25 protein-coding genes are annotated in these 26,832 nt (G+C 62.9%); 6 read left to right on the plus strand and 19 right to left on the minus strand.

From position 1 onward, the window contains the following. Positions 1 to 58: 58 nt before the first annotated feature. The 9 genes from BCL93_RS00615 to BCL93_RS00655 all read right to left on the minus strand — a co-directional run bounded on the left by BCL93_RS00615 (position 59) and on the right by BCL93_RS00655 (position 10,109). On the minus strand, positions 59 to 1,000 hold the full coding sequence (locus BCL93_RS00615; RefSeq protein WP_112053181.1) for an urease accessory protein UreD: 942 nt from the start codon (positions 998 to 1,000) through the stop codon (positions 59 to 61). Next, positions 997 to 1,695 carry an urea ABC transporter ATP-binding subunit UrtE gene (urtE, locus tag BCL93_RS00620; protein WP_112053182.1) on the minus strand — a complete coding sequence of 233 codons (699 nt, stop codon included), beginning with the start codon at positions 1,693 to 1,695 and terminating at the stop codon, positions 997 to 999. The genes BCL93_RS00615 and urtE overlap by 4 nt, the downstream gene beginning before the upstream one ends. Continuing rightward, positions 1,695 to 2,525, minus strand: a complete 831-nt coding sequence (gene urtD, locus BCL93_RS00625) for an urea ABC transporter ATP-binding protein UrtD (protein WP_112053183.1) — start codon at positions 2,523 to 2,525, stop codon at positions 1,695 to 1,697. The genes urtE and urtD overlap by 1 nt, the downstream gene beginning before the upstream one ends. Next, positions 2,522 to 3,682 carry an urea ABC transporter permease subunit UrtC gene (gene urtC / locus BCL93_RS00630; protein WP_112053184.1) on the minus strand — a complete coding sequence of 387 codons (1,161 nt, stop codon included), beginning with the start codon at positions 3,680 to 3,682 and terminating at the stop codon, positions 2,522 to 2,524. The genes urtD and urtC overlap by 4 nt, the downstream gene beginning before the upstream one ends. 4 nt (positions 3,683 to 3,686) lie before the next feature. Next, positions 3,687 to 5,291: an urea ABC transporter permease subunit UrtB gene (gene urtB / locus BCL93_RS00635; RefSeq protein ID WP_181462998.1), complete on the minus strand. Its 1,605-nt coding sequence runs from the start codon at positions 5,289 to 5,291 to the stop codon at positions 3,687 to 3,689. Positions 5,292 to 5,425: 134 nt separating this feature from the next. Then, positions 5,426 to 6,724 (minus strand): urea ABC transporter substrate-binding protein, encoded by a 1,299-nt coding sequence (gene urtA, locus BCL93_RS00640; RefSeq protein ID WP_181462999.1) that lies wholly within the window; start codon positions 6,722 to 6,724, stop codon positions 5,426 to 5,428. A 435-nt stretch (positions 6,725 to 7,159) separates the two neighbouring features. Further along, entirely contained in the window at positions 7,160 to 8,674 is a 1,515-nt protein-coding gene (locus tag BCL93_RS00645) for a tripartite tricarboxylate transporter permease (RefSeq protein WP_112053185.1), read from the minus strand. Then, on the minus strand, positions 8,674 to 9,129 hold the full coding sequence (locus BCL93_RS00650; RefSeq protein WP_112053186.1) for a tripartite tricarboxylate transporter TctB family protein: 456 nt from the start codon (positions 9,127 to 9,129) through the stop codon (positions 8,674 to 8,676). The genes BCL93_RS00645 and BCL93_RS00650 overlap by 1 nt, the downstream gene beginning before the upstream one ends. Further along, complete coding sequence (locus BCL93_RS00655; protein WP_181463015.1) at positions 9,129 to 10,109, minus strand: tripartite tricarboxylate transporter substrate-binding protein; 981 nt, start codon at positions 10,107 to 10,109, stop codon at positions 9,129 to 9,131. Before BCL93_RS00655 ends, BCL93_RS00650 begins: the two co-directional genes overlap by 1 nt. Before the next feature lie 384 nt (positions 10,110 to 10,493). Between BCL93_RS00655 and BCL93_RS00660 the strand changes: the two genes are divergently transcribed. Genes BCL93_RS00660 through BCL93_RS00675 form a run of 4 tightly spaced genes read left to right on the plus strand, consistent with a single transcriptional unit; the run spans position 10,494 to position 14,450 of the window. Continuing rightward, the gene (locus BCL93_RS00660; RefSeq protein WP_112053581.1) at positions 10,494 to 11,108 is read left to right on the plus strand and encodes a helix-turn-helix domain-containing protein; all 615 of its coding nucleotides are present in this window, start codon (positions 10,494 to 10,496) and stop codon (positions 11,106 to 11,108) included. Beyond that, on the plus strand, positions 11,105 to 11,767 hold the full coding sequence (locus tag BCL93_RS00665) for a response regulator transcription factor (RefSeq protein WP_112053187.1): 663 nt from the start codon (positions 11,105 to 11,107) through the stop codon (positions 11,765 to 11,767). The genes BCL93_RS00660 and BCL93_RS00665 overlap by 4 nt, the downstream gene beginning before the upstream one ends. Beyond that, positions 11,764 to 13,185: a sensor histidine kinase gene (locus BCL93_RS00670; protein WP_112053188.1), complete on the plus strand. Its 1,422-nt coding sequence runs from the start codon at positions 11,764 to 11,766 to the stop codon at positions 13,183 to 13,185. The genes BCL93_RS00665 and BCL93_RS00670 overlap by 4 nt, the downstream gene beginning before the upstream one ends. Beyond that, complete coding sequence (locus tag BCL93_RS00675) at positions 13,182 to 14,450, plus strand: ABC transporter substrate-binding protein (protein WP_112053189.1); 1,269 nt, start codon at positions 13,182 to 13,184, stop codon at positions 14,448 to 14,450. The genes BCL93_RS00670 and BCL93_RS00675 overlap by 4 nt, the downstream gene beginning before the upstream one ends. Here BCL93_RS00675 and BCL93_RS00680 read toward each other — a convergent pair. The 6 genes from BCL93_RS00680 to BCL93_RS00705 form a co-directional block, all read right to left on the minus strand. Further along, complete coding sequence (locus BCL93_RS00680; protein WP_309251202.1) at positions 14,422 to 14,868, minus strand: septal ring lytic transglycosylase RlpA family protein; 447 nt, start codon at positions 14,866 to 14,868, stop codon at positions 14,422 to 14,424. The genes BCL93_RS00675 and BCL93_RS00680 overlap by 29 nt on opposite strands. A 122-nt stretch (positions 14,869 to 14,990) precedes the next feature. Further along, the gene (gene cobA / locus BCL93_RS00685; RefSeq protein ID WP_112053190.1) at positions 14,991 to 15,875 is read right to left on the minus strand and encodes a uroporphyrinogen-III C-methyltransferase; all 885 of its coding nucleotides are present in this window, start codon (positions 15,873 to 15,875) and stop codon (positions 14,991 to 14,993) included. Between the two features lie 174 nt (positions 15,876 to 16,049). Further along, positions 16,050 to 16,883: a 3'(2'),5'-bisphosphate nucleotidase CysQ gene (cysQ, locus tag BCL93_RS00690; RefSeq protein WP_112053191.1), complete on the minus strand. Its 834-nt coding sequence runs from the start codon at positions 16,881 to 16,883 to the stop codon at positions 16,050 to 16,052. 270 nt (positions 16,884 to 17,153) lie between these two features. Then, positions 17,154 to 18,614: a sodium-dependent transporter gene (locus BCL93_RS00695; RefSeq protein WP_112053192.1), complete on the minus strand. Its 1,461-nt coding sequence runs from the start codon at positions 18,612 to 18,614 to the stop codon at positions 17,154 to 17,156. A gap of 178 nt (positions 18,615 to 18,792) precedes the next feature. Continuing rightward, positions 18,793 to 19,911, minus strand: a complete 1,119-nt coding sequence (hppD, locus tag BCL93_RS00700) for a 4-hydroxyphenylpyruvate dioxygenase (RefSeq protein WP_112053193.1) — start codon at positions 19,909 to 19,911, stop codon at positions 18,793 to 18,795. A gap of 376 nt (positions 19,912 to 20,287) precedes the next feature. Further along, the gene (locus BCL93_RS00705; protein ID WP_112053194.1) at positions 20,288 to 20,899 is read right to left on the minus strand and encodes a LysE/ArgO family amino acid transporter; all 612 of its coding nucleotides are present in this window, start codon (positions 20,897 to 20,899) and stop codon (positions 20,288 to 20,290) included. A 118-nt stretch (positions 20,900 to 21,017) separates the two neighbouring features. Here BCL93_RS00705 and BCL93_RS00710 point away from each other — a divergent pair, with 118 nt between their 5' ends. Then, positions 21,018 to 21,929 (plus strand): LysR family transcriptional regulator ArgP, encoded by a 912-nt coding sequence (locus BCL93_RS00710; protein WP_112053195.1) that lies wholly within the window; start codon positions 21,018 to 21,020, stop codon positions 21,927 to 21,929. A 67-nt stretch (positions 21,930 to 21,996) separates the two neighbouring features. On the opposite strand, the gene BCL93_RS00715 is transcribed toward BCL93_RS00710, so the two are convergent. From BCL93_RS00715 to BCL93_RS00730, 4 genes are all read right to left on the minus strand, one after another. Further along, positions 21,997 to 23,070 carry a DUF2955 domain-containing protein gene (locus BCL93_RS00715; RefSeq protein WP_112053196.1) on the minus strand — a complete coding sequence of 358 codons (1,074 nt, stop codon included), beginning with the start codon at positions 23,068 to 23,070 and terminating at the stop codon, positions 21,997 to 21,999. Positions 23,071 to 23,078: 8 nt separating this feature from the next. Further along, positions 23,079 to 24,143, minus strand: a complete 1,065-nt coding sequence (locus BCL93_RS00720) for an HlyD family secretion protein (protein WP_112053197.1) — start codon at positions 24,141 to 24,143, stop codon at positions 23,079 to 23,081. Continuing rightward, on the minus strand, positions 24,143 to 24,646 hold the full coding sequence (locus tag BCL93_RS00725) for a MarR family transcriptional regulator (RefSeq protein ID WP_112053198.1): 504 nt from the start codon (positions 24,644 to 24,646) through the stop codon (positions 24,143 to 24,145). Before BCL93_RS00725 ends, BCL93_RS00720 begins: the two co-directional genes overlap by 1 nt. Before the next feature lie 405 nt (positions 24,647 to 25,051). Then, positions 25,052 to 25,378, minus strand: coding sequence for an MTH1187 family thiamine-binding protein (locus BCL93_RS00730; RefSeq protein ID WP_112053199.1), 327 nt, complete (start codon positions 25,376 to 25,378; stop codon positions 25,052 to 25,054). 215 nt (positions 25,379 to 25,593) lie between these two features. Here BCL93_RS00730 and cfa point away from each other — a divergent pair, with 215 nt between their 5' ends. Next, positions 25,594 to 26,745, plus strand: a complete 1,152-nt coding sequence (gene cfa / locus BCL93_RS00735; RefSeq protein ID WP_112053200.1) for a cyclopropane fatty acyl phospholipid synthase — start codon at positions 25,594 to 25,596, stop codon at positions 26,743 to 26,745. Positions 26,746 to 26,832: the final 87 nt, after the last annotated feature.

Consider the following 26,832-nt stretch of genomic DNA (forward strand, 5'->3'; position numbering starts at 1 on the left):
CCCGCATTGGCCGGATGGCGATCTCTTCCGGCTTCTGGCTTCAAGCTTCCGGCTGCTGTCAGGTCATCCAGATGCGCGGCACGCAGGCCTCTCGGCCCAGCAGCAAAGGCCGCAGCCGCATCCAGGCCGCCTGGCAAAGCGCCCAGGCCTCGTTACGTTCATCGCCAAGATAGCGCAGCAGCAGCACGCCCTGGCGCAGCGTCACTGCCCAACGGGGCGAGGCCGGCAGCGCCTCACGCAGCATGGCAACGGCGCCGGCCTCATCATCGAGGCCCACCGCCCACAGGGTGGCTTGCACGCTGGCTCCGCCCTGCCCCCAGCGCCCTGAAAAGCGTGGATGCGTAGGGTCGAGGAGCTGACGCTCATGCCACAGGGGGCGACCGTCGCGGGTCAGGGAAAAGCGCTGCTCGAGATGCCCGGAGACGAATGGCAGTTCACCGGCCGGGCGACCGAGCGCCAGCACCTCCCAACCCAGGCAGCGCGCCTCCTTTTCAAGCGCAAGCTCGGTGCTCTGCACACCACGGGAGCCATCGAAGGCGATGGTTTCCTGGGGCAGCCACTCGAGTTCGCCACCGGCCTGCACCCTAAGCTTTGTATGCTGGGCCCAGGCCACCCCGTGGCTGTCGGCCCGATAGAGCTTGTTGGCGGCCGGCGTGGTGATCAGCGCCCGGGCGCCCGGGCCCACCTCGGCACCGATAGAGAGGGCATCGCCGCTGACCAGCCCGCCGGGCGGGTGCAGCAGATAGACATGACAGCTGCCGGCTTCTCCCTCGACACCGTGAGGCTCAGGATAAAAGGGCCGCTGAACCCGCAGTGGGCCCTGGTGGCGGGCACGGGTCAGACGGGTCATGCTGCCGGCGGGCTCTTCGCGGCGGGTAAAGCCGAGCTCGATGGCGGCGGCCCAGTGACGCTCGCCATCGAAGCGATGGCCGCTGGTGAGGGAATGACCGCTGGTCAAGGGGGGCGACGTCACCGGGGGCAGGGGCTCAAAGACAGTCATACGGTGAGGTGTCGCTTGATCAGGTCATCGGAAAGGTCGCCGATGCCGCCGCTGGCCACCGGACGTCCGCGATCGAGGATGGTGAAGCGGTCAGCGTACTTGCGGGCGAAGGGCAGCTTCTGCTCGACCAACAGCACGGTCAGGCCGTCTTCGCGGATCAGCCGGCGGATCACCTCACCGATCTGGGCGACGATATTGGGCTGAATGCCCTCCCCCGGCTCATCGAGAATCAGCAGCCGCGGCTCGATCACCAGTGCGCGGCCGATCGCCAACTGCTGCTGCTGACCGCCGGACAGGTCGCCACCACGGCGATGGCGCATCTCGTCGAGCACCGGGAACAGCTCGAAGACCCGATCAGGAATACGGCGACTGCCGTCCTTGCGGGCGGCAAGTCCGGTGCGCAGGTTTTCCTCGACGCTGAGCAGCGGAAATATCTGGCGCCCCTGGGGCACATAGCCGATGCCGAGCCGCGAGCGGTCCTCGAGACGCTTCTTCGTCAGTTCCACCTCACCGTCAAAGCGCAGGCTGCCGCTCTTGACCGGCACCTCGCCCATCACGCACTTGAGCAGGGTCGTCTTGCCTACGCCGTTGCGGCCCATCACGCAGGTGCATTCGCCCTTGGGCACCTCGAGGTCGAGATCCCACAGGGTGTGGCTCTCGCCATAGAACTGGTTGAGTTTGTCGATCGCGAGCATCAGGCCTCCTCCTCTGCGCCCAGGTAGACTTCGATGACCTTGGGGTCATTCGAGACCTGATCCATGCTGCCCTCGGCCAGCACGCTGCCCTGATGCAGTACCGTGACCTGGCGGGCAATCGAGCGCACGAAGCCCATGTCGTGCTCGACCACCACCACCGACTGCTTGCCGGCCAGGCTAGTGAGCAGCTCGGCGGTACGCTCCATTTCCTGCTCGGTCATGCCGGCCACCGGCTCGTCGACCAGCAGCAGCCGCGGGCGCTGCATCAGCAGCATGCCGATCTCCAGCCACTGTTTCTGGCCATGGGAGAGAATCCCCGCCTGGCGGCTGCGAAGCGCCTCGAGGCCGATGGTCTCGAGCACCTCATCGATGCGGCTGCGCTGCTCGCCGGAAAGCCTGGCTGTGAGCGTCGGCAGTACGCGCTTGTCTGCCGCCATGGCGAGCTCCAGGTTGTCGAAGACGCTGAGCGCCTCGAACACCGTTGGCTTCTGGAACTTGCGGCCGATGCCCAGCGAGGCAATCTCGGGCTCACTCTTGGTCAGCAGGTTATGGCGGCTGCCGAACCACACCTGGCCGCTGTCTGGGCGCGTCTTACCGGTAATGATGTCCATCATGGTGGTCTTGCCGGCGCCGTTGGGGCCGATGATGCAGCGCAGTTCACCGTCGTTGATGGTCAGGTTGAGATTGTTGATGGCCTTGAAACCATCGAAGCTCACGTTGACGTCTTCCAGGTAGAGAATCGGGCCGTGACGAACGTCCACCGGGGACGCCGCCGGCACCAGGAAGTCGAACACCCGATCGCGATCGGCCAGGGCGTCGAGCAGGCTCATGGCGTTGCCTCCTTGAGTTGAGTCTCGCTATCCGCCTTGCGGCGACGAGTCATCAGCCCGGCGATGCCCTTGGGCAGCAGCACCGTGACCACCACGAAAAGCCCACCGAGGGCGAACAGCCAGGCATCCGGCATCACCCCGGTGAAGACCGTCTTGGCATAGTTGACCAGAATCGCGCCGATCACCGCGCCGTAGAGGGTGCCGCGACCGCCCAGCGCTACCCACACCACCACCTCGATCGAGAACAGCGGCGAGAACTCACTCGGGTTGATGATCCCCACCTGGGGTACGTAGAGAGAGCCGGCGACCCCCGCGAGCATCGCCGAGACCACGAACACACAAAGCTGCACCCGCTCGACCCGATAGCCAAGGAAGCGCACCCGTGCCTCGGCATCGCGGGAGGCGATGCAGACCCGGCCAAGCTTGCTGCCCACAATGCCTCGACACACCACATAGCCCAGCGCCAGCGCCACCCCGGACGCCAGGAAGAGCCCCAGCCGCGTGGCGTCGCTTCTCAGGTCGAAGCCCAGCAGTTCACGGAAGTCGGTCAGGCCGTTGTTGCCACCAAAGCCCATCTCGTTGCGGAAGAAAGCCAGCATCAGGGCGAAGGTCAGCGCCTGGGTGATGATCGACAGATAGACCCCGGTGACCCGGGAGCGGAAGGCCAGGAAGCCGAACAGCAGCGCCAACAGGCCCGGCGCCAGCATCACCATCAGGAAGGCGAACCAGGCCATGTCGAAGCCGTGCCAGAACCACGGCAGGCTGTCCCAGTTGAGAAACACCATGAAGTCCGGCAGCACCGGATCGCCATAGACGCCGCGGTCGCCGATCTGGCGCATCAGGTACATGCCCATGGCGTAGCCGCCCAGCGCGAAAAAGGCCCCATGCCCCAGGCTCAGAATGCCCAGATAGCCCCAGACCAGGTCCACCGCCACCGCCAGCAGTGCATAGCACAGGTACTTGCCGAGCAGCGTCACGGTATAGCTTGAGACGTGCAGCGGATGCCCTGCTGGCAAGGCCAGGTGCAGCACCGTGACCACCGAAAGCGCCAGGGCAAGCACGCCGAGAAACACACGGGTCGAGCGTTCGGTGAAGGGCCGCGTCAGCCACAGGTTGGAAAGCGGCGTGCTTGAGGGCGGAGTGTTTGCAAGAGACATAGGATCAGCCCTCCGCCGCCCGGCCCTTCTGCGGAAAGAGTCCGCGAGGCCGTTTCTGAATGAACAGGATGATGAACACCAGCACGATGATCTTGGCAAGCACAGCACCCGCCCATGGCTCCAACACTTGGTTGATCACCCCAAGCGACATGCCGGCCACCAGGGTGCCCCACAGGTTCCCGACGCCGCCGAACACCACCACCATAAACGAATCGATGATGTAGCTCTGGCCGAGGTTGGGGCCAACGTTGGTCAACTGGGCCAGCGCCACGCCGGCAAGCCCGGCCACCCCGGCGCCGAGGCCGAAGGTGAGAATATCCACGCGGGTCGCGCGGATGCCCATGGCCCGCGCCATGGCGCGATTCTGAGTGACCGCACGCACCTCAAGCCCCAGCCTTGTGCGGCGCATGACCAGCATCAGGCTCGCGAACACCAGCAGCGCGAAGCCGAGCACATAGAGCCGGTTGAGGGTCAGCGACAGAGCGTCGTTGATCACTAGCGAGCCGCTCATCCACTCTGGGGTGATCACCGTACGGTTGAGGGGCGAGACCAGGGTGCGCACCAGTTGCTGCAGGATCAGGCTGACACCAAAGGTGGCAAGCAACGTCTCAAGCGGGCGCCCCTTGAGAAACTGGATCACGCAGCGCTCGATGGCCACGCCCGCCAGGCCTGCAACCAGAAAGCCGGCCGGAATCGACAGGATCACGGCTAGGCCCGGCTGTCCCGGCAGCAGCTGCTGCATGCCCCAGGAGGTGTAGGCGCCGAGCATGATCAGCTCGCCGTGGGCCATGTTGATCACGCCCATGACCCCGAAGGTGATGGCCAGGCCAATTGCCGCCAGCACCAGCACCGAGCCAAGGCTCAGACCGAAATACAGGGTCTCGAAGCCGCGGTTGATCTTAAGAGTCTGCTCGATGCCGGCCAGTGCCTCCTTGGCATTGTCGGCAAGTGCAGCATCATCGCCGGCCACGGCCCCGTTGAGTGCAGCCCGCGCTTCCGGATGCAGACTTCCGCGCAGGACCTCGATGGCTTCGGGGTCGCCCTGCTCGAGACGATAAATGGCCAGGGCCTCGGTCAGACGGGTACGCACCGCCTCATCAGGCTCCTCGGCACGTACCGCCTCGAGCGGTGCGACCATGGCCTCATCGACCTGACCGAGCAAATCATTGGCCGCGCTGAGGCGCGCATCAGGGTCCTCGACGTACAGATCGAGTACCGCCAGGGTGCTGCGCAGCTTTCCGCGTAACGCATTGTTGATGCCGATGCGGTCCAGCACACGGCGAGACATTTCGCCGAGCGGCTCACCGCTCAAGGCGTCTTCCACCGGCCAGTCCCGGCCACGATTGGCCAAGACCAACACGAACTGACCGGTCTTCTTGTTCCGTTGCAGCTTGCCGTCGTTGAGGGCTTCAAGCCAGGCACGGCTGCGTGAATCGCCACTGGAGACGATGGCTTCGATGGCGTCGCCCTTGGCGGCGTAGGACGCACTGGCAAGCGCCTCGAGCAGCGGCTTGCCGGGGTCATCCTGCTGCGCCTGTGCGCTACCCACCAGCGCAAACAGCAACGCAGACAGCAGCAGCCCCAGCGTGAGGCATCGGGTGATCCTCATGGGCATGTCCTTTGAAATCGTAATGAAACGTCACTATGAAAAGTCGCTACGAAAAATCGCGATGAAACGGCTCTTGAAACTAGCGAGGCAGGCCAGATCCGACGTCAACCGCTCGAACCTGGCCTGCGCTAGGCTTATTGTGCCTCGACGCCGCCGCCACAGCTGCCTTCAACCACGTTGTAGTTGCCGCATTCCATGGGCTTGCGCCAGTCGCTGATCAGGTCGCGTGACCCTTCGAGATAATCAGACCAGGCATCGCCTGCGACCGTGGACGGGGTTTCCCAGACCACCGAGAACTGGCCGTTGTCCTGGATCTCGCCGATCAGCACCGGCTTGGTGATGTGATGATTGGGCATCATCGCCGCGTAGCCGCCGGTCAGGTTGGGCACGGTCACACCGATGATGGCGTCCTTGACCGCATCGACGTCAGTCGTACCTGCCTTGCGCACCGCCTCGAGCCACATGTTGAAGCCGATATAATGCGCTTCCATGGGATCGTTGGTGACGGACATTTCATCGCCGGTGTAGTCGATCCAGGCATCGATGAAGTCGTAGTTGGCATCGTTATCGACGCTCATGAAGTAGTTCCAAGCGGCCAGATGCCCCACCAGCGGCGCGGTATCGATGCCCGACAGCTCCTGCTCGCCGACCGAGAAGGCCACCACCGGAATGTCGGCGGCATCGATGCCCTGGTTGCCGAGTTCACGATAGAACGGCACATTGGCATCGCCATTGATGGTCGAGACCACCGCCGTCTTCTTGCCTTCGCTGCCGAAGCGCTTGATGTCGGAGACGATGTTCTGCCAATCGGAATGCCCAAACGGCGTGTAGTTGATCATGATGTCCTCGTCGGCGACGCCATGGTCCTTCAGATAGGCCTCGAGGATCTTGTTGGTGGTACGCGGATAGACATAGTCGGTGCCGGCCAGCACCCAGCGCTCCACACCGACGTTGTTCATCAGGTAATTGACCGCAGGAATGGCCTGCTGGTTGGGCGCTGCACCGGTATAGAACACGTTTTCGGAGGACTCCTCGCCCTCGTACTGCACCGGATAGAACAGCAGACCGTTGAGTTCTTCGACGACCGGCAGCACCGACTTGCGGGACACCGAGGTCCAGTTGCCGAAGATCACGTCGACCTTTTCCTGCGCCAGCAGCTCACGGGCCTTCTCGGCGAACAGCGGCCAGTTGGAGGCCGGGTCCACCACCACCGGCTCGAGCTGACGTCCCAGCAGACCGCCCGCCGCGTTCTGCTGCTCGATCAGCATCAGCATGGTGTCCTTGAGGGTGGACTCACTGATCGCCATGGTGCCGGAGAGCGAGTGCAGAATGCCGACCTTGATCGGGTCTTCTTGTGCCTGTGCCGGCAGGGCCACGCCTACAGAGAGCAGGGCCGCAGCCAGCCAGCGATAGGAAGGGGTCGAAGTGTTCACATGGATCTCCTTGCTTGTGTCTTGTTTTTGAAAATTGTTATTCGGCAATATCCAGCGACGCTGCCGGCCGTTCATCGGCCGGCCCAAAACACTTCGCAAGGGTCGTGCCAACACCTCAGCAAGTCCCAATAATCATTGGGAATCATTGTGTTAGAGAACACTAAATAACCTGCCCCCTTCCCGGGTCGTCGCCCTCACCTGCTCATGTGCCCATTACGTGCCCTCTTTTGGCCATTTCGATCTTGGCCATGTGCCTTAATGGTGCAGCTGTATACATTAATGAGATACAGGGAGGTATGAGCGTCGGCATCATGCATCAATATGACCAACCCAGCATAAAAAAGGGCACCGGCCAGATGGCCGATGCCCCAAAAAGGTGATGCGTTTGCTTGATAAGACGTACGGATAAAACGTACCGGATGAAAAATACCAGCGTCAGTCCGTCTGGGACCCGCCCGCCTGCATGCGACGCCGTAGGAGAGGACCCACGACGTAGGGCAGAATCAGGCCCAGGCCAGCGACGACCCACAGGCCGATGGCGAGGCCGCTATCCCACAGCACCATCCAGTCGCCATCGGAAATCTCGAGCGCATGGCGCAGGTTCTTCTCCATTTCTGGCCCCAGCAGCAGGCCGAGAATGATCGGCACCAGCGGTATTTCCAGCTTGCGCAACACATAGCCGAAGACGCCGAAGGCCACCATGAAGTAGAGATCGAAGGTGGTGTTACTGATCGAGTAGATGCCGACGAAGGCCACCATGGTCACGATCGGCAGCAGGTACATCGGGGGGACCGAGAGCAGCTTGACGAAGATGCCGACCAGCGGAATGTTGAGCAGCAACAACAGGAAGTTGCCGATCAGCAGCGCCGCAATCACGCCCCAGACGATGTCCGCGTTCTGGGTAAACATCAGCGGGCCGGGGGTGATGTTGAGCGAAATCAGCAGCGCCAGCAGCACCGCGGTGGTGCCACTGCCAGGCACGCCAAGCGTCAGCATCGGCACCAGGGCACCGCTGGAGGCGCCGTTGTTGCCGGCCTCGGGCGCCGCCACGCCGCGCGGATCGCCTTCTCCAAAGTACCCCTTTCGGCCCAGCACGCGCTTTTCCAGGGTGTAACTGATGAAGCTGCCAAGCGATGCCCCTGCCCCCGGTAGCACCCCGGCGACAAACCCGAGCACCCCGCCACGCAGGCTGGTGGGCAGAATGTCGCGGATGTCCTTCCAGGAAAGCGACAGTTTGTTGACGGCGATCTTTTCCTTGCCACCGCCGGCTCGATCCTCGATGAAGAACATCAGCTCGGAGATCGCGAACAGGCCAACGATGGCGATGATGAAGTCGACGCCCTCGTAAAGCTCCAGCACATTGAAGGTGTAGCGCTGCGTACCGGTGGAATCGATGCCCACGGTGGCGATCATCAGGCCGATGCAGGCCGCGACCACGGTCTTCATCGGATTCTTGCCGGTGATCCCACCAAGGGTGGCGAAGGCCAGCATGAAGAGCGCGAAGTACTCCGCCGGGCCGAAGGTCAGGGCGAAGTCGGCCAGCAGCGGCGCCAGCAGGATCAGCCCCACGGTGGCCACCAGGCTGCCGATGAAGGACGCCACTGCCGAGATGGCCAGCGCCTCGGCCGCCTTGCCCTTCATGGCCATCGGGTAGCCATCCAGGCAGGTCATCATCGCCGGCTCGTCGCCGGGAATATTCAAGAGAATCGAGGAGATACGCCCACCGTACATGGCACCGGCATAGACCGAGGTCAGCATGATCATGGCAGTTTCCGGGGCCAGCCCCAGAGTGAAGGCCAGCGGGATCAGTATCGCCACGCCATTAGCCGGGCCGAGCCCCGGCAGCGCGCCGATCAGGGTGCCCAGGAAGGCCCCCATCAGCGCGAACATCAGATTATGCGGCTGCAGCGCGACGCCGAAACCGTCGATCAGGAAGCCCAACGTTTCCATCAGGTCGCCTCCAGGAAGTCGAGCAGGCCCAGCGGCAGCGCCAGGTCGAGTGCGAAGTTAAAGATCAGGAACACCACCACGCCGGCGATGGCACCGGTCAGGTAGGCCTTGACCGGGGGCGCGCCCATGCGCCAGCACAGGGTGCCGACTGCCAGCAGCGTGCTGGGGATGAAGCCCAGCGGCTGCAGCAGCATGGCATAGAACACCAGCACGACGACCGCGATCACCAGTTCCAGGCCGGTCCGGCTCCAGGGCCAGGCGTTGTCCGGGTCGGGGCGCACAATCATGTACAGGCTGGAAAGGATCAGCACCACGGCGAGCAGATAGGGAAAGGTCTCGGGGCCAACAGCCTCGACCCCGCCTCCGAAGGGTTCCGGGAACTGGGTAGCGCCCCAGCCGTACGCGACGGCCAGGACGATCATCAGGACCCCGAAGATGCGGTCGTTGAAGGTCATTACTGAATCAGCCCGATATCTTTGGACAGGTCTTCGATTGACTGGATCTGAGCGTGCACGAAGTTCTCGAACTTGTCGGCACTCATGTGGAAGGGCATCAGACCATTCTGGGTCATGACCTGCTTCCACTCCTCGCTCTCATAGACAGTGTCCATGGCATCGAGCCAGTACTGCTTGGCGTCATCGGAAATGTCTGCCGGCATGTAGAAGCCGCGCCAGTTGGGGCCGATGGCGTCGATACCCTGCTCACGAGCGGTGGGAATATCGCTGAACTTGCCCGGCAGGCGTTCCTCGGACAGCACCGCCAGCACGCGCAGATCGCCGGATTCCATGAAGCCCTGTGCCTCGGTGATGTCACCGGTAAAGGCATCCACGTGGCCGCCGACCACCTGGGTCATGGCCTCACCGCCGTTGTTATACGAAAGGTAGGGAATGCGCGGCAGGTTCTCGATGCCGGCCTTCTGGGCTGCGATCAACACCTTCAGATGGTCCCAGCCGCCCTTGGCGCTGCCACCGGCGAACTTGACGCTGCGCGGGTCTTGCTTGATGGCATCCATCAATTCCTGCAGGTCGTCATATTCGGAGTCGTCGGCTACGGCGATGACGCCATAGTCGGCACCCAGCGCCCCGATCCAGTTGACCATATCGGCATTCATGCCCGGGAACTGGCCCTGAGCCAGACGCGTGGTGGTAGCGGTGGACGCGGCCACCAGCAGCTGGTCATCACCGGCCCGCTTGCTGACGGTATGGGCGAAGGCCACACCGCCGCCGGCGCCGGCCATGTTGATGGTCTGCACGCTGCGCGGCACCAGCTCGAGGTCTTCGAGCACCTTGCCGACACTGCGGCAGGTGAAGTCCCAGCCGCCGCCCGGGTCGGCCGGCGCCAGACACTCGACCTTGCCTTCCGGCTCGAAGGCCTGGGTAACGGTAGCGCTCAGGGTCAGCGCCGCTGCGGTCATCAGGGTAAGGGGGATCTTCATCGACAGATGTTTCTGGAACATGCGTTTCATCAACATTGTTATTGGCCTCGCTGGGTCATCCGGCCCGCAACGCGGGCATGCTGGATACCGTGGGTGGAGATGCGTTGGCGTGCACCTGCAGCAACTTTCCTAAAAACAACTCCCTTAAAAGCGACTCTTGCCAAAACGACTCTTGCCAAAGCGACGCTTTCAAAAGACGCCCTTTCAGGTCTGTTGCATTCAGGGCTTGTCGGAAGCTGTCAGCCACCTTACAATTCTGTAAGGCAGAACATCGTTCCTTGGAATGGAAAGTTAGGCGCACCGACCTGGGGCGTCAACGCCCTTACGCCCAAACGCGACCAAAGTTGCATGGGCGAAACCTGCATCAGCGAGGCAAAACGAGACATGGCAGAACAACGCGTCGAGGCCGTGGAACGGGCGCTCAAGATCCTCGAGGTCTTCGACGCACCGAATGAAGCGTTCACTCTGGCCGAACTGGCAGAGGCCACCGGCTTCTACAAGAGCACACTGCTGCGCCTGCTCGCCTCTCTTGAGCGCTTTGGCTATGTTACGCGCGGGGCAGACGGGCGCTTCTCGCTGGGCCCGACGCCCTTGCGGCTGGGCAGGCGCCATCGCCCCAGCCGCGGGCTGGCCGCTCGCGTCCAGCCGGTGCTGGATCAGCTCTGTCAGCAGAGCGGCGAGACCGCCGCCTTGCTCGAGATCGTCCAGGGGATGGCCAATTGCCGTCTGGTCAGCCTGCCGGACACCAGCCTGCGCCATGAGCTGCACCCCGGCGATAACTGGGCCATCGACAATGCTGACGCACCCGCCCAACCAGTGAGTGGTGGGTTCATGCTGTGCGCCGCACTGGGTGAGGCGGGTGCAGGCGCGGGCGATCTGTGGCTGTCACTGTCCGGCCCCAGCGGTCGTCTCCAGGACGCGCAGGGTGAGGCGCTGCTGGACGCCGCACGGATCAGGCTCACGTCCGCGACGAACCATCACCAAGGAGGCGCGCCATGAAGCTGTTGCTGATCGAGGACGATCCGCTGCTCGCCGAGACCCTGAGCGACGCCATGCGCCTCGAACACTTCACGGTCACCACGCTGGATGATGGCGACCAGGCACTGGCCCTGTTATCTCAGCCCGGCCACGCGGCCGACCTGGTGCTGCTCGACTTAAACCTGCCCGGCGCCAGCGGTCTTGAGGTACTGGCCGCGCTGCGACGCCACGACAGCGACACTCCGGTGCTGATCATCACTGCCAGGGGCGCTATCGAGGACCGGGTGCGCGGCCTGGACCTGGGCGCCGATGACTATCTCGCCAAGCCCTTTGCCCTCGATGAGCTGGAGGCCAGGGTCCGCGCGCTGCTGCGCCGTCGCGGCCGGCACCAGGCACTGCGAGTCGGAACACTCAGCTTCGATCCCGAGGCTCAGCGCTTCACCCTCGACGACGCCGCGCTTGCCCTGCCCCCGCGCGAGCAGCGGCTACTGGCCTGCCTGATGCGCCATGCAGGCGCGCCGGTGGACAAGGCCCGCCTCGCCGGGGATGCCTTCGCGGGCGAGGTCATGGGCGACAATGCCATCGAGGTGTATATCCACCGCCTGCGGCAGCGCCTGAAAGACAGCGACGTGAGCCTGCGCACGGTGCGCGGCCTGGGCTACCTGCTGGAGGCGCCATGAGGCGACCGGCCAGCCTGTACCGCAGGCTGCTGACCTGGCTGTTGCTGCCGCTGCTGGGCCTGGGGGCCCTGATGCTGGTGCAGGCCTATCTGGACGCGCGCCATACGGCCGACCGTGCCTTCGACCGTCTGCTTGAAGCCGCGACCCTCGCGATCGCCGACCGCGTGCAGTGGCAAGATGACCAACTGTGGCTCGACCTGCCACCGGCCGCGCTGGAAATGCTGGCCACCGATGCCGAGGAGCGCGTCTTCTATGCGCTCTACGATGGTGATGGAAACTTCATCACCGGCAATGCCCGACTGCCAGGCGATGAGCGCCCCGATCAGGGTCAGGGCAACCGTCAAGAACCGCTTCAGGGCACTCTTCAGGACGGCGCTCGTGGCGACACCCTGCTCTATCGCGACATCGAATGGCACTCGCTTGCCTTGCGCCAGGGCACCCGCCGCAGCCGACTCGAGGACTGGAGCCTGCAGGAGCGCTTCGAGGTCCGCGTCGCCCATACACGAGAGGGCCGTGAGGCACTGACGCTCAGCCTGCTGCGCGGCAACCTGGCCTATATCGCCGCCATGGCGGCACTGGCCATCGCCGCCCTGCTGCTGGCGATTCGTTCTGCCCTCGCCCCGCTGACGCGGCTGCGCAGCGCCATCCGCAGCCGTGACCCGCGCACGCTGGCGCCCCTGGAACTCCCCCTGCCCCGCGAGCTCGCCGAACTGCGCGAGACCGTCAACGACCTGTTGGCGCGAATGCGCCGGGTGCGCGCCAACCAGGAACGCTTTATCGGCGACGCCTCGCATCAGCTGCGAACGCCCCTGGCCGGGCTCTCGACTCGTGCCGAACTCGCTCTACGCCAGGATGATCCCGTTGCCTGGCGCAGCGCCCTCGAAGCCATGCAGACCACCAGCGCCAGCACCGCACGGCTCGCCGGGCAGCTGCTGTCGCTGACTCGCCTCGACAACCCGGAGGCCACGCCGGATCTTGCCCCGCTGGATCTCAATGCGCTGGCAAGGCGCGCCACCCGAGACGCCTGGGCGAGCTGCCATCGGGATGGCATCGATCTCGGCGTCGAAGCCGACGAGACGCCGCTGATGATCGACGGCGTGGCCTGGCAACTCGAGGAGGCACTGACCAACCTGATCGACAACGCCCGCCGCTACGGCGCGCAGCACATCACCGTGCGGGTCACCGATGATCCACCGACCCTGGCCGTCGAGGATGATGGTCCCGGCATCGCCAAGGATCAGCGACTGCTGGTGCTGCGCCCCTTCTACCGGGGGCGTGATGGCGGCGAAGGGTCGGGGCTGGGTCTCGCCATCGTCGATGGCATCGCGAGGGGCCACAAGGCTCGCCTGACCCTGGAGCCGACGGCCAACGACACAGGCCTGAGGGTGGCCGTCCATTTTATGGGAGATCGCGGATGAATCTGTCCGATCCATTGCCGGGGGCGGGTTCGAGACGCCTGGCCCTGACTCTGTTGAAACGTAGCCTGCTGACACTGAGCGTGCTGACACTGAGCGTGCTGACACTGGGGCTGCTCGGTGCCACCCCTGTCTGGGCCGAGGAAACGCTGCGCTTCCCGGGTAACGCCACTCCCTCCCAGCCTCTCGAGCGACTGACGGTTCATGGTGCTCTGGATATTCCCCAGGTCCGACCGCTGCTCGAGGACTTTCACCAGCGCTTCCCTTTCATTTCCCTTACCTATCGCAACCTGACCACCCTGGAACTCAACCGGCGCTTCCTGGCGGCTCAGACGCCCAGCGCCGATGTGCTGATTTCCTCGGCCATGCCCTGGCAGTACCGACTCGCCAACGACGGCCATGCCCAACCGCTGACCGGCGCCCGCGCCGACGCCTGGCCAGGCTGGGCTCGCTGGCGACATGAGCTGTTTGCGGTGACCTTCGAGCCCATCGTGATGGTTTATCGGCGCGAGCTGTCCGAACGCTTCGGGGCGCCGCAAAGTCATGCCGAGCTGCTTGACCTGCTTGAACAATACGGCGAAGCACTGCGCGGACGGGTAGTGACCTATGATCCGGCCAAGAGCGGGGCGGGCTACAGCTATGCCGTCGAGGAGGCTCGACTGTCGCCACGCTACTGGGAACTGGTAGCGGCACTGGGCGCTACCGAGGCGGTGCTTGAAGAGACCACCGGCGCGATGCTCAAGGGCCTCAAGGAGGGAAAATACTGGCTTGGTTATAACCTGCTGGGCAGCTATGCCCAGAATGTGGTGGCGAGCGACCCGGCCCTCGAGATGGTGATTCCGAAGGACTATGCGCTGGTCACACAGCGACTGGCGTTGATTCCACGACGTGCGCGGCACCCGGTCACAGCGCAGCGTTTCCTCGATTACCTGATCAGCGAGCACGGCCAGCGCGTCATCGCCGAACGCACGGCGCTGGGGGCCGTCCACCCGGCGCTCAAAGGCCCGGGCACCGCCAACGCCTTGAAGGCGCGTCTTGGCGACGCTCTGCGCCCCATCCGCCTGAGCCCTGCCCTGCTGGCGACGCTGGATGACCTCAAACGGCGGGCGCTGCTGGCGCGCTGGCAGCGAGAATTCCGTCGCTGGCAGGCCACACGTGAAGGGGCTGCCGACAGGGCTGCTGAAGCAGGTTCGCCGTCTTATCAGAGGGCCCTAGCCCCCGAGCCTCATGGCAATGAGGCTAGCGCAGCACGCTCAGACGCACCTTGACCGTGCCATCTCGCACCATGCCCAGCTGACGCGCAGCCCGTTTGGAAAGGTCGATGACCCGACCGCTAACGAAGGGGCCGCGGTCGTTGATGCGTACTGTTACCTCCCGCCCATCATCGAGGCGCGTGACACGCACCCGAGTGCCGAATGCCAGGGTGCGATGGGCAGCCGTCATGGCCTTTTGATCGAAGCGCTCTCCGCTGGCGGTGGTGCGTCCGTGATAGCGGTCCGCGTAATAGGTCGCCATGCCGACCTCGCTACTGACGACGTCAGCACCAAGACCGCCGCCTGCCGTATCATCGCGGGTCCCCTGGCCGGCACAGCCGGTCAACAGCAAGGCCAGAAGCGCCAGCGCGCCATAAGAAAAAAGAGACAGAGTAACGGCATGGCCGCGGGGCGTAGTAGCGAGGTGCATCATCAAGAGAATCCGACCGTGACAGAGGCCCACCAAGATACGGTGCCACCGCCGTGAATCAAACGTCGGCGGCTAGCGACAGTCAGGGACTATTACATATACCTACGTTATCTAGTCACGCCCTCTCAGGCGCTGTCTGATGCTTTGATGGGAGTTGGGTGCTTGCCGTCTTCCCAGCCACGGCTGGCCGACTGTTCACCGTTGAACCAGGCAAGCGTCTGATGCAGGCGCACCACGCTGCCGACCACGATCAGCGTCGGTGGCTTGATAGTGTCGCCATGGAAGGCGTCAGGCAGGTGGGCGAGGCTTCCGACATGCACGCGCTGACGCGCCGTGGTGCCCTGCTCGATCAGCGCCAGCGGCGTCTCGGCGTCGAGGCCATGGGCCATCAGCGCCTCACGAATGATATCCAGGCTACCAAGTCCCATGTAGAACACCAGCGTCTGGCCAGGGTGAGCCAGCGTCTCCCAGTCCAGATCGCAGCTGCCGTTCTTGAGATGGCCGGTAACGAAACGCACCGACTGCGCATGGTCGCGGTGGGTCAGCGGAATGCCACCGTAGGCCGCACAGCCGGACGCCGCGGTGATGCCGGGAATCACCTCGAAGGCGATGCCTGCCGCCGCCAGGGTCTCGAGCTCTTCGCCGCCGCGACCGAAGATGAAGGGATCGCCCCCCTTGAGCCGCACCACTCGCTTGCCCTCGCGAGCCCAATCTACCAGCGCCTGGTTGATGCCTTCCTGAGGCAGGCTGTGCTGCGAGCGTGCCTTGCCCACGTAGAGGCGACGCGCCCGGGGATTGGCCATGGCCAGGATCTCATCGCTGACCAGACGATCATGCAGGATCACTTCCGCCGCCTGCAGCCGCTTGAGTGCTTTAAGCGTCAGCAGCTCCGGATCGCCCGGTCCCGCCCCCACCAGCGCCACCTGGCCACGGGGAAAGTCGCGTAACCGAGAAAGCGACGCGTCGCCGCCGTATTGGGCAAGCGCAGTGGGAAGCAGGTCGGAGGTCATGGCAAGCGTCTCGAATCGATGAACCGGTTTATTCCATTTTACGCAAAAAATAAAATTTCTTATAGCCAAATCTAAGGTTTAGGTCGGCGAGTGGCCAGTAATCTCTACTTCGAAGCTTATAACCCTAGCTGCTACTCGCCCGCCGACCGGACCTGACAGCCGACATGGCCTCGCTCAGCTCAGCGCCTTGGCCAGCGCCTGCTCCCAGCGAGCATCGCGCTCACCGCAGACGATAAAGAAGGGATTGAGCACGCTATCCTGCTGGTTGCAGCGCAATGGCGTCAGCCTGTGCGCATTCAGCACCGCCCCGCCGGCTGCGACCACAACCGCCTGAGCCGCGGCAGTGTCCCATTCACAGGTCGGCGCCAGACGCGGGTAGAGATCAGCGGCCCCCTCGGCGACCAGGCACAGCTTCAGCGAACTGCCCATCGAGACTCGCTCGTTGGCAGGCAAGTCAGCGCAGAAGGCCTCGAATTCCGCCGCGCCATGCGAGCGGCTGCCGACCACCTTCCAGGGCTCGACCGCTGCATCCGGCAATTTGCGTACCCGGATCGACTCAATGCCAGCATCGGCCTGTTTCCAGGCGCCCTCGCCCACCTGACCCCACCAGGTGGTTCCATCCACGCCAAGCACCGGGGCATGGACGATGCCGAATACCGGCTCACCGTCCTCGATCAAGGCCACGTTGAGGGTGAACTCGCCGTTTTTCTTGATGAACTCCTTGGTGCCATCCAGCGGGTCGATCAGCCAATAGCGCGACCAGGCCTGGCGAGTGGCGAAGGGAATCTCTCCTGACTCCTCGGAAAGAACCGGCACCTCAGGGGTAACCGCCTCGAGCAGCGCTACCAGAGCATGGTGCGAGGCCATGTCGGCCTCGGTCAGCGGGCTGTCATCCTGCTTGGTCTCGACCGTGAAGTCGCGCTTATAGATGGACAGCACCTGCTGGCCAGCGGCCCGAACGCCGCTCAGCAGCTGGTTAGACTGTTCGCTTGAAAGATATCCCGACACCTTGGCTCCTTGAATGACGACTAGTGGCAGTTTAAGGATCAACGTCGCGCATTATGGCATACGCGTGTGCCTCTTCTGGCAACCCCGTGCTTTTGAACATCGCACAAGCAGATCATGACACCTCGCAAAACGACGCTGCCCCCGCACAAGGCGGGGGCAGCGCATATGACATGAGATCGATAGACCTTTCGATCTCATAGACCTCTCGATCTCATAGACCTTTCGATCTTCCAGGCCTGTGGCCCGGTTAGACCTGTCACTTCAGGGAGATCAGGTGGCCAGCTGACGCTTGATTCGCGGGCTCAGGAGCTCGCCGATCAGGGTGATGGCGACCAGCACACCGAGCCACCAGTACCACTGGCTGCCCATGTCCAGATCCATCAGGCCAAGGCTGTCAATGAACACCAGCACGATGCCCAGCGGGCTCACATAGCGCACCATGAACAGCCACAGCGCATGCTGGGTGTTGGAGAGCCCCAGCTCAGACTTGAAGATCTCATGACGCAGCACGAAGCCGGCCAGCAGCGCCATCCCCAGGCCGCCAAGCGGCATCATGAAGCGTGAGGTCAGGTAGTCGAGCCAGTCGAAGGCATGCTTGCCGGCGATCGTCCAGTCGGACCCGACGTTGAAAGACAGCATGGCCAGGGTGCTGAGCAGCCACAGCACGATACCGGCGCCCCAGGTGGCCTTGGTGCGCGAGATACCCTTGCTCTCGTTGAGCCAGGCCACGGTAGCCTCGATCATCGAGATGGCAGAGGTCAGAGCCGCCATCGACAGCATGACGAAGAAGATCGCCATGAAGAAGCTGCCGAACGGCATGGCCTGGAAAGCCAGCGGCAGGCTCATGAACAGAAGACCAGGGCCAGCGGCCGGGTCCATGCCGTTGGCGAAGATCACCGGGAAGATTGCCAGGCCCGCCATCAGCGCCACCAGGGTATCGGCGATTGCCACCGTGAAGGTGGTACGCGCGATGGACGCGCCATCCGGCAGGTAGGAGCCGTAGGTAAGAATGGCACCCGAGGCCAGCGACAGGGTGAAGAAGGCATGGCCCATGGCCGCCAGCAGACCTTCGCTTGAGAGTTTGCCGATTTCGAAAGAGAACAGGAAATCCATCCCAGCGCCGAAGCCACCGGAGAACATCGCATAGCCGATCATGATCGCCAGCATGATCACCATGCCTGGCATCATCCAGCTGACACTCTTCTCGATGCCCTGCTGCACGCCCTTGCCGACGATCGTCAGGGTGATCACGGTAACCAGGGTGCTCCAGCCGCCCAGCGCCAGCGGGTCGGCATTATTGGCCGCGAAGATCGCCGCCATGTCGCCAACCTCTGAGCCTACCAGGCCACCGGTCACCGTCTTCCACAGATAGGAGAACGACCAGCCGGCCACGACCACGTAGAACGACAGGATCATGAAGCCACACAGCATGGCCATCCAGCCCAGCAGCGACCAGAGGCCGCCGCGCCCGGATTCACGGGCCACGCGCCGAATGGCATCAATGGGACTACCGCGTCCGCGACGGCCAAGACCGATCTCGATCATCATCACCGGGATGCCGACGGCCAGGATGCAGGCCAGGTACACCAGCACGAAGGCCCCGCCGCCGTACTCGCCGGTCATGTAGGGGAATTTCCAGATATTGCCCAAGCCCACGGCAGAGCCGGTAGCCGCCAGAATGAAGCCCCAGCGCCCCAGCCACAGGTTCTTGGGTTGTTGTCTCGCCGTCATGTCACACCTTCAGGGTTGTTGTTATACGGGATTTTAGCGTTTTTGTTCGTGCGTTGACCATGCGACCAACAGGATGCTCTATCAATAAGCCTCAATTCATGGCAATCCATCGCCGGTCGGCGACAACGTCAGCTGCTTGCACCAGGCATGCCGTCTCCAGCACGCCCGGCGGTTTGCCTTAGTCGTCCTTGAGCACGCCGCGGCGGATCTGGTCTTCCTCGATGGATTCGAACAGGGCCTTGAAGTTGCCCTCGCCGAAGCCATCGTTGCCCTTGCGCTGGATGATCTCGAAGAAGATCGGGCCGATCACCGTCTCGGTGAAGATCTGCAGCAGCACGCCCTGCTCCGGCGCACCGTCCACCAGCAGGCTCAACTCGCGCAGCTCGTCGACGTTCTCTTCATGGTTGGGTACCCGCGCATCCACCTTCTCGTAGTAGGTATCCGGCGTGGTCAGGAAGGTCACGCCGTTGGCGCGCAAGGCCCGCACGGTCGCATAGATGTCATCGGTGGCCATCGCCAGGTGCTGGATGCCTTCGCCGTTGTACTCGCGCAGGAATTCGGCGATCTGAGAGTTGTCGTCGGCCGACTCGTTGATCGGGATGTGCATCTTGCCGCAGGGCGCGGTCATCGCCCGGGAAAAGAGCCCGGTCATCTTGCCTTCGATGTCGAAGTAGCGGACCTCGCGGAAGTTGGCGACCCGAGTATAAAAGTTGGCCCAGACGTCCATCTGGCCGCGATCGACGTTATGGGTCAGGTGATCCAGCACCTTCAGGCCCACGCTGTGATCCTGAGGGGTGCGACCGGGAATCGCCTCGAAATCGATGTCGTAGATGGTGCGGCCCTCGCCATCGAGCTGGTGGTCGACAAAATAGAGAAGCGACCCGCCAATACCCTTGACCGCCGGTATGCCCACCTCGCCCGGGCCAACCGGATTCTCGGCAGGCTCGGCCCCCTCGGCCACCGCATGCTCGAAGGCTTTGCGGGCATCGGCCACCCGCCAGGCCATGGCGCAGGCGCTGGGGCCATGACGTCGGGCGAACTCGGCGGCGAAGCTGTCGGGCTCGGCGTTGAGCACGAAATTCACGCCCTCCTGCTGAAACAGGAAGACCTGCTTGGAGCGGTGTTTGCGGGTCTCGGTGAAGCCCATCTGATTGAAAAGCGCGCGCAGTGCCTCGATCCCCTCGGCGGTCGGCGCCGTGTATTCGACGAACGCGAAGCCGTCGGTACCGATCGGATTATGAGCGGAGGCACGGGGCACCGCTTGGGTATCCAGGGCCTGGGTGGTGGGGGCATTCATGGCAATCTCCTTGGCATTTCCTTGGCATTGTTGTCGTGCCCTCGCAGGAAGCGGCGAGGAGCGATCCGTGACAACTAGCCTAGGGGCCGCCGAAGTGGCGAGGAACGCCGGAAAACGGGTTTCGCATCGCCGGCTGCGAGCGATTTCGCCGCGGAGTGTCACGAAAACATGACGCCCGAGACAGCAGGCTCTGAACGTGGGCAGAGGGTGGCGAGAAAACCTGACAAGCCGTAACGATAAATTGACAGCGCCCTGATCGCCCCATCTTCTCGGACCTAACCTGCCCTCTCTGCATCGCCCTTTCTGTAACACCCTTTCTGTAACACCCTTAACTACGACGCCCGATCTAGCGTGCCCAGGCCAAGACGGCTTGGGTTCAAGCGGGCAACATGGCGCCGGCCAGCAGGCGCCAGGCAATCACCGCCATGGTGATCCCGATTAGGGTATCGATGACGCGCCAGGCCTTGGGGTTGGCCAGTTTAGGGGCCAGCCAGCTCGCCGCCGCTACCAGACCGAAGAACCAGCCGAAGGAGGCCAACGCCGCGCCGATGAAGAAGCCACCGGGGCTCTCCTGAAGAGCGCCCACCACCCCGAGCATCACCAGGGTGTCCAGATAGACCTGCGGGTTTAAGAGCGTGACCGCCAGCGTCGCCAACAGCACCTGCCGACGCGAGGCCGGTGCTCTAGAGTCGGCACGTAGCGCATGCGAATGCCAGGCCCGCCGCAGCGATTGCCAGGCAAGGAAAGCCAGATAGGCCGCCCCGCCCCAGCGGGCCAGCAGCATCAGCAGGTGCTGCTCGGCCAGCAACGTTCCTAACCCCAGCACCCCAAGCCCCACCAGCACCCAGTCGCAAAACGCACAGATGGCCGCGACCAGCCAGACATGTTCACGACGCAACCCCTGACTGAGGACAAAGGCATTCTGGGCGCCAATGGCGATGATCAGCCCCGCTCCCACCAGCAGCCCCTGAACGGCAGATACCCACATCTTGAGCGACTCCTAATTCTGTGTTTCGGCAATTAACGACTTGCAAAGCACCGCCAGACTAGGCTTGACTGAGTGGATAAGTGAAATTAATTGGCAGAATGGGGAATTAACCGCGCTGATGCTCGATTACAAGCTTCTCGAAGCACTGGCTGCCGTCGTCGACCAGTCCGGCTTCGAGCGAGGCGCCAGACACCTGGGGCTCACGCAATCTGCGGTCTCGCAGCGCATCAAGCTGCTCGAGGCACGGCTCGGTCAGCCGGTGCTGGTCCGCAGTCCCAAACTCTCACCGACGCCGCTGGGGCGCCGGCTGCTCAACCATGTGCTGCAGGTCGGCCTGCTCGAACATGACCTGCTGGACCAGGTGCCGGCGCTGGGCGACAGCGAGCAGCGCCTGCGGCTGGCCATCAACGCCGACAGTATCGCTACCTGGTGGCCACCGGCGGTGGGTCAGTTCTGCGAAGAGCAGCGCGTGCTGATGGACCTGGTGGTGGAAGACCAGGACGTTGCCTTGAAGCGCATGCGTGATGGTGAAGTGGCCGGCTGCATCTGCACCACGCCCCGCCCGGTCCAAGGTGCTCGCGCACACCCCCTCGGCAGCATGCGCTATCGCGCCCTCGCGAGCCCGGCCTATGTGGCAAGGCACTTCCCCGAGGGCGTCACGCATCAGCAACTGGCTACCGCGCCCGCCATCGTTTATGGGCCAGACGATCGTCTGCAGCATCGCTATTTGGCCATGCGCGACTACCACGCACCCTTTCCCCACCACCTTTGCCCCTCATCGGAAGGCTTCGTGCGTCTGGCGCTGGCGGGCATGGGCTATGGCTTGATTCCGGAACGCCAGGCGGCGCGGGAACTGTCAGAAGGATGGCTTCAGGACATTGCCCCCCACAGCCATATCGACGTGCCTCTCTACTGGCACCACTGGCGCCATGGCGGGCAGATACTGGCTGCCCTGACCGACCACCTGCTGACCATCAGTAGCCAATGGCTGGCGCCGATGCACGAGAATTCCGAACTTGGCTCTGTCTGACAGGGTTCTTGGCCACCGTCACTCCTGCCACCTTCAACCTTGGCCGCCCTCATCGTCCTGCTCGCGCTCAGCCCAGAGGCTGAAGGCGCGTCGCGGCGAAGCGGTCGAGCAGGTGATGCATGACGTAGACAGCCATCAGCGTCAATAGCACCGCAGTCGCCACTGAACTGAAGCGGTACAGAGCGTCGTAGACAAGATCCTGCCGAGGGGTCAGGTACTGACCGAAGAGAATCGCCATCGTGGTCAGCCCTCCGAAACCGGTCGCCGGCCTGCCGCCCTCCAGAATGTGGTAGCGGGCGAAGACCAGACAGCCGAGCCAAAGCCCGAAGGCGGCAAAGGGCAGCACGTTGTAGTGGCCCAGCAATCCCATCTGCACCAGAAGCCCCGCGTTGCAGCCAAGCAGGGTTCCCACTGCCCGGTGTTTGCCGGCCATGCCGGCCCCCCGCCAGTTGAGTGGAAACAACACCAGAATCGAGGCCACCTGGGCCGACAGTGAATCCTTGAGATCGAAGACCTGGAAGACCAGAAACGACAGCGTCGCCACGGTCGTTGCCAGGATGATCTCATGACGCTGATTGCTGACCGGCTTGGCCGGCCGTTTGGGCGGCGTGCGAGGCGTCACGTCGGGGAAGACGACATGCATCAGCATGGCGATGGCCACCGTGATGATGGAGCCGACGATGTTGCTGGTCACGATGTCGAAGACGTCGGTCTGCGGGTAGCTCACGAAGTTCAGCTGCACCGACAGGCTGACGACGCACTGGGCGCCGAACAGAAACAGGTGGCCCTGGGTCATGCAACGAAACAGCCAGGCGTAGATGCCCATGACCAGCAGCGTCATCGGCACCAGTTTGTCACCAAAGCCCCCCGCCACGACTAGCGAAATGACGCTGACTACCAGCATGCTGGCCAGGAACTGGCGGATCACGTGAGCCGTGAGCACCGGCACCAGCCCCAGCAGCAGCACCGGGTAAACGGCAAAGAAAGTGCCGTAATTCCAGTTCATCAATTTGCAGATCAGAAACCCCAGCAGCACACCACAGGCGATGCGCAGGATCTGGCGCAGATCATTCCGACTCAGCCGCGAAGACGTAGCGTCAGCGTTCAGGGAACGGGAGGCCGGAGAGCCATGACCACTCATGAACGACCTCAATAGATGAAGTGAATCAGACTGACCAGGCGAGCCTGGAGGGCACCCAGCCAAGCTGCCAACCCGCCGACCGGATGTAGCTGCACCGAGGCGCGAGCGCCGGTTGGCAGCCTCGCCAACACATCGGGGGCGTCCTCAAGTTCAAGATGCATCCGCTGACGCTGTGCATCACGCACCCAGCGGTCGGAACTCTTGGGGTCGGCCAGACTGCCATCCGCCTGCAGCTGGCCATCCTTGACGCCAGCATCGCGCCCCACCACTCGAGCATCGAAAACGCGCCCTGGATACGCATCGAAGATCACACTGGCCGCATCGCCTTGGTGCACCGAGCGCAGCGTCTTTTCGCGAAAGTCGGCAATGACATCCGCCTCGTCGCTGACCAGCGCCAGCATCGGGCTACCGGCGTTGGCGTAGTCACCGGCACTGACCTGAAGATTGGAGACCGTGCCGCTGATCTCTGCCTGAACGCTCGCGTACCTGAGATCGAGACGCGCCTTGGCCAGCGTGTTACGCGCCTGACGAAGGCGCAGATTATCGTCGCCCTGCCCGCCACGTTCGGCCTGCAGTGCATCGATCTCTGCCTGTGCAGCCTGCACCTGCGCCCGGGCCGCCTGATCGTTGGCGCGGGTCTGGTCGTAGTCCTGCCGGGAGATACTGTGCTGAGTGATCAGTCTCTCGGCGCGCGTCATTTCCTGTCGCAGCTCGTCGGCATCGGCCCGATTGGCAGCGAGCGTCGCTTTAGCCGCCGCAATCGACGCATCGAGCTGCGCGTTTTCGCGCTGAGCCTCTTCGAGCGCCAACTCTGCATCCTCCACCGCCAGCCGGTAAGGCCTGCGATCGAGAGTAAACAGTGGCTCACCGGCGTCGACATGTTGATTGTTGGCAGCACTCACCGTGGCGACCCGGCCACTGACCTCGGGAGCGACTCGCACCACCGGATGCATGACGCGCGCCTGGGGAGTCATTGGCATCCATAGATCGGCCGCCAGGAAATAGAGGAAACACACGGCAAATACGATCAGTGCGAACCGCACCAGGCGGGCAAAATGTTGATCCGGCGTCATCACGAGCGCTCCTTGGGCTCATGCGGCCGGATCAGCTGGCGAGCATTGACCTCGATCATGCCGAGGCTGTCGGTTATAGCGTTCAGACGCTCGTCGCTGAGGCCCCGATAAAGATGCTGGCGAACCGACTCGATACGTGACTCGAGTTCCCTAAGGCAGTCAATGCCGGCCGGCGTAAACCACAGGCTGCGTGCACGACGATCACCGGCCACACCGCGCCGCTCAATTAATTGCTGGGCTTCCAGTTGGCTCACGGTGCGGGAAAGAGACGGCATTTCGATGCCCAGATCGGCCGCCAAGGCCCCCTGCGTGCAGCCCTCTCCTAGCTTCGAGAGGTGAACCATGACGGTCCAGCGTGCCTCGGTGATCCCCAGCGGCTTGACCGCTGTGGTAATGGCCATGCGCCATTGACGATGAACGCGTCCCAGCATTCCACCAAGCGATGGCATTAGCGGCTCATGCAGGGTGGCGGGAGAACAATCGTGAGGATGAGATGTCGACATGGCAGCGGACTCCTGAGCATCAGTACCGCCGCCATAGCGGTGGCACCAAGCGAATTAGCAGGAAAAACATCCGGCTACTGTATCAAAAGTTAGCGTGCGAATAAAATAGTTCGCACGCTTAGTCTAATCCGCCATTCCTACCGGCATCGACGCAAGATGCCCACTGAGGGAGGCATCTTAGAACATGACGTACTAGGTCTAACCGCACCCCGCCCCCATGTCGTCATCGTGATATGCAGTTCTCACACCCAGGGATAGGTATCGTTATCGCCTCTCACATGCGGATCTTAGCCCCTCAAGCCTATGCCGCCTGCATGAACCGGGCTTTCCTGAAGAGTCATCAACATGCCGATTCGAGACATCAACATGCCGATTCGAGACATGCCAAGACGTCAGCGCCAATGATCAGGCCTGGTCCTCTCCCTGGCGCTGAGCGGCCAGTAGGGTCTCGACACTGCTCACCTTGTCCTGCATGTGCTGCTCGCGGTCGGTGCGTGTCCCAAGCTTAAGGGTCGTGGTAATGCGAGGCGCACCCAGCTCATGAACCACTTCGTGACAGCGTTTGATCACCGCCATGACCTCATCCCAGCCGCCTTCTATGTTGGTGCCATAGGCATGCATGCTGTGCTCTAGCCCGGCGGCCTCGATTTCTCGCTGGCAGGCCGCGATATAGGGTGACACCGACACACCGACACCCAGTGGTACCACGCAAAGATCAACGATCACGCGCATGGCGATTCTCCTTGTCATAATGAGGGTATTGATTTTAAAACCGGTTTTCCGGCCACGTTAAACGAAGGGATTAGGCTTACCGGCAGCTTATTGGCTATGTTTGATACACAAGTTAGATAAACCGGTTGGATGAACAAAGGGTAGTAAAGGATCCGGGACAGCAACTTGGCAGTCCCATCCGCATTACCTCTTGTCTGACGGATCAGGAGACAGCCATGACCAGCGACCCGCGCATCGGAGCCATCGCCTTACCCGATACACGTGCCCGACGGATCGTCCAGCAACTCTTGGAGGGTTCAGGAGTGGCCCTGAATGGTTCGGCCCCCTGGGACATGCAGGTCCTGCATCCAGATATTTTCTCGCGCATGCTCCACCAGGGCACCCTGGGGCTCGGAGAAGCTTATATGGAGGGCTGGTGGGAATGCGACCGGATCGACGAGATGATCCATCGCATGTTGCGCCATGGCCTAGGTGAACGCGCCCACACACCTACCGAACGCATGCTGTACCGCCTGCAGAACGGTCTCTTCAACCTGCAGAGCAAGGCGCGAGCCTATATTGTCGGCGAGGCCCATTACGATCTGGGCAATGACCTCTTCGAGCGCATGCTCGATCCGACTCTCTGCTATTCCTGTGCCTACTGGAAGGAAGCCGAAACGCTTCATCAAGCCCAGGTCGCCAAACTGGATCTGGCCGCTCGCAAGTTGAATCTCGCCCCGGGCATGAAAGTTCTCGACATCGGCTGCGGCTGGGGCAGTTTCGCCGAACATGCGGCTCGCCATTATGGCGTGGAAGTTACCGGTATCACCATCTCCAAGGAGCAGGCCGAACTGGCACGCCACCGCTGCCAAGACCTGCCGGTCACGATCCACCTGCAGGACTACCGCGAGCTCGAAGGACAGTACGATCGAATCGTTTCGATCGGCATGTTCGAGCATGTTGGGCATCGCAACTATCGGACCTACTTCGACACGGTCGCTCGCTTGCTGACCCCGGACGGACTCTTTCTGCTACACACCATCGGTTCCAACAATTCAGAGATCAGCGCCGACCCGTGGATCCATAAGTACATCTTCCCCAACGGCGTACTGCCTTCCGCCATGCATATCTCCCGCGCAAGCGAAAGCTATCTGCTGATGGAGGACTGGCAGAACTTCGGTGCCGACTACGACCGAACCCTGATGGCTTGGCTCGAGAACTTCACCGCACGCTGGCCGGAAATAGCCGATCGGTACAACGACACCACTCGACGCATGTTCCGCTACTACCTCTCTGCCTGTGCCGGTGCCTTCCGAGCCCGGGACCTTCAGCTCTGGCAAATAGTGTTTTCCATGGGATGTGAGGTCCGCTATGACGCCGCACGTTGAGCCCCACCTCGCTCCACTTAAGCCTTAAGCCCATGCGGGCAAAGCCTATCAGGCCGCCATGGCCTGCTTGCCCGCGGTTCCTTCCAC

It is taken from the genome of Onishia taeanensis (genome assembly GCF_003268885.1).
In the GTDB taxonomy this organism is placed as follows: Bacteria; Pseudomonadota; Gammaproteobacteria; order Pseudomonadales; family Halomonadaceae; genus Onishia; species Onishia taeanensis_A.

What these genes read in the sequence shown, in the direction of transcription:
- BCL93_RS00615 (WP_112053181.1), bottom strand. Translation starts at nt 1,000, where the DNA reads ATGACTGTCTTTGAGCCCCTGCCCCCGGTGACGTCGCCCCCCTTGACC.
- urtE (WP_112053182.1), bottom strand. Translation starts at nt 1,695, where the DNA reads ATGCTCGCGATCGACAAACTCAACCAGTTCTATGGCGAGAGCCACACC.
- urtD (WP_112053183.1), bottom strand. Translation starts at nt 2,525, where the DNA reads ATGAGCCTGCTCGACGCCCTGGCCGATCGCGATCGGGTGTTCGACTTC.
- urtC (WP_112053184.1), bottom strand. Translation starts at nt 3,682, where the DNA reads ATGTCTCTTGCAAACACTCCGCCCTCAAGCACGCCGCTTTCCAACCTG.
- urtB (WP_181462998.1), bottom strand. Translation starts at nt 5,291, where the DNA reads ATGAGGATCACCCGATGCCTCACGCTGGGGCTGCTGCTGTCTGCGTTG.
- BCL93_RS00645 (WP_112053185.1), bottom strand. Translation starts at nt 8,674, where the DNA reads ATGGAAACGTTGGGCTTCCTGATCGACGGTTTCGGCGTCGCGCTGCAG.
- BCL93_RS00650 (WP_112053186.1), bottom strand. Translation starts at nt 9,129, where the DNA reads ATGACCTTCAACGACCGCATCTTCGGGGTCCTGATGATCGTCCTGGCC.
- BCL93_RS00655 (WP_181463015.1), bottom strand. Translation starts at nt 10,109, where the DNA reads ATGAAGATCCCCCTTACCCTGATGACCGCAGCGGCGCTGACCCTGAGC.
- BCL93_RS00660 (WP_112053581.1), top strand. Translation starts at nt 10,494, where the DNA reads ATGGCAGAACAACGCGTCGAGGCCGTGGAACGGGCGCTCAAGATCCTC.
- BCL93_RS00665 (WP_112053187.1), top strand. Translation starts at nt 11,105, where the DNA reads ATGAAGCTGTTGCTGATCGAGGACGATCCGCTGCTCGCCGAGACCCTG.
- BCL93_RS00670 (WP_112053188.1), top strand. Translation starts at nt 11,764, where the DNA reads ATGAGGCGACCGGCCAGCCTGTACCGCAGGCTGCTGACCTGGCTGTTG.
- BCL93_RS00675 (WP_112053189.1), top strand. Translation starts at nt 13,182, where the DNA reads ATGAATCTGTCCGATCCATTGCCGGGGGCGGGTTCGAGACGCCTGGCC.
- BCL93_RS00680 (WP_309251202.1), bottom strand. Translation starts at nt 14,868, where the DNA reads ATGATGCACCTCGCTACTACGCCCCGCGGCCATGCCGTTACTCTGTCT.
- cobA (WP_112053190.1), bottom strand. Translation starts at nt 15,875, where the DNA reads ATGACCTCCGACCTGCTTCCCACTGCGCTTGCCCAATACGGCGGCGAC.
- BCL93_RS00695 (WP_112053192.1), bottom strand. Translation starts at nt 18,614, where the DNA reads ATGACGGCGAGACAACAACCCAAGAACCTGTGGCTGGGGCGCTGGGGC.
- hppD (WP_112053193.1), bottom strand. Translation starts at nt 19,911, where the DNA reads ATGAATGCCCCCACCACCCAGGCCCTGGATACCCAAGCGGTGCCCCGT.
- BCL93_RS00705 (WP_112053194.1), bottom strand. Translation starts at nt 20,899, where the DNA reads ATGTGGGTATCTGCCGTTCAGGGGCTGCTGGTGGGAGCGGGGCTGATC.
- BCL93_RS00710 (WP_112053195.1), top strand. Translation starts at nt 21,018, where the DNA reads ATGCTCGATTACAAGCTTCTCGAAGCACTGGCTGCCGTCGTCGACCAG.
- BCL93_RS00715 (WP_112053196.1), bottom strand. Translation starts at nt 23,070, where the DNA reads ATGAGTGGTCATGGCTCTCCGGCCTCCCGTTCCCTGAACGCTGACGCT.
- BCL93_RS00720 (WP_112053197.1), bottom strand. Translation starts at nt 24,143, where the DNA reads ATGACGCCGGATCAACATTTTGCCCGCCTGGTGCGGTTCGCACTGATC.
- BCL93_RS00725 (WP_112053198.1), bottom strand. Translation starts at nt 24,646, where the DNA reads ATGTCGACATCTCATCCTCACGATTGTTCTCCCGCCACCCTGCATGAG.
- BCL93_RS00730 (WP_112053199.1), bottom strand. Translation starts at nt 25,378, where the DNA reads ATGCGCGTGATCGTTGATCTTTGCGTGGTACCACTGGGTGTCGGTGTG.
- cfa (WP_112053200.1), top strand. Translation starts at nt 25,594, where the DNA reads ATGACCAGCGACCCGCGCATCGGAGCCATCGCCTTACCCGATACACGT.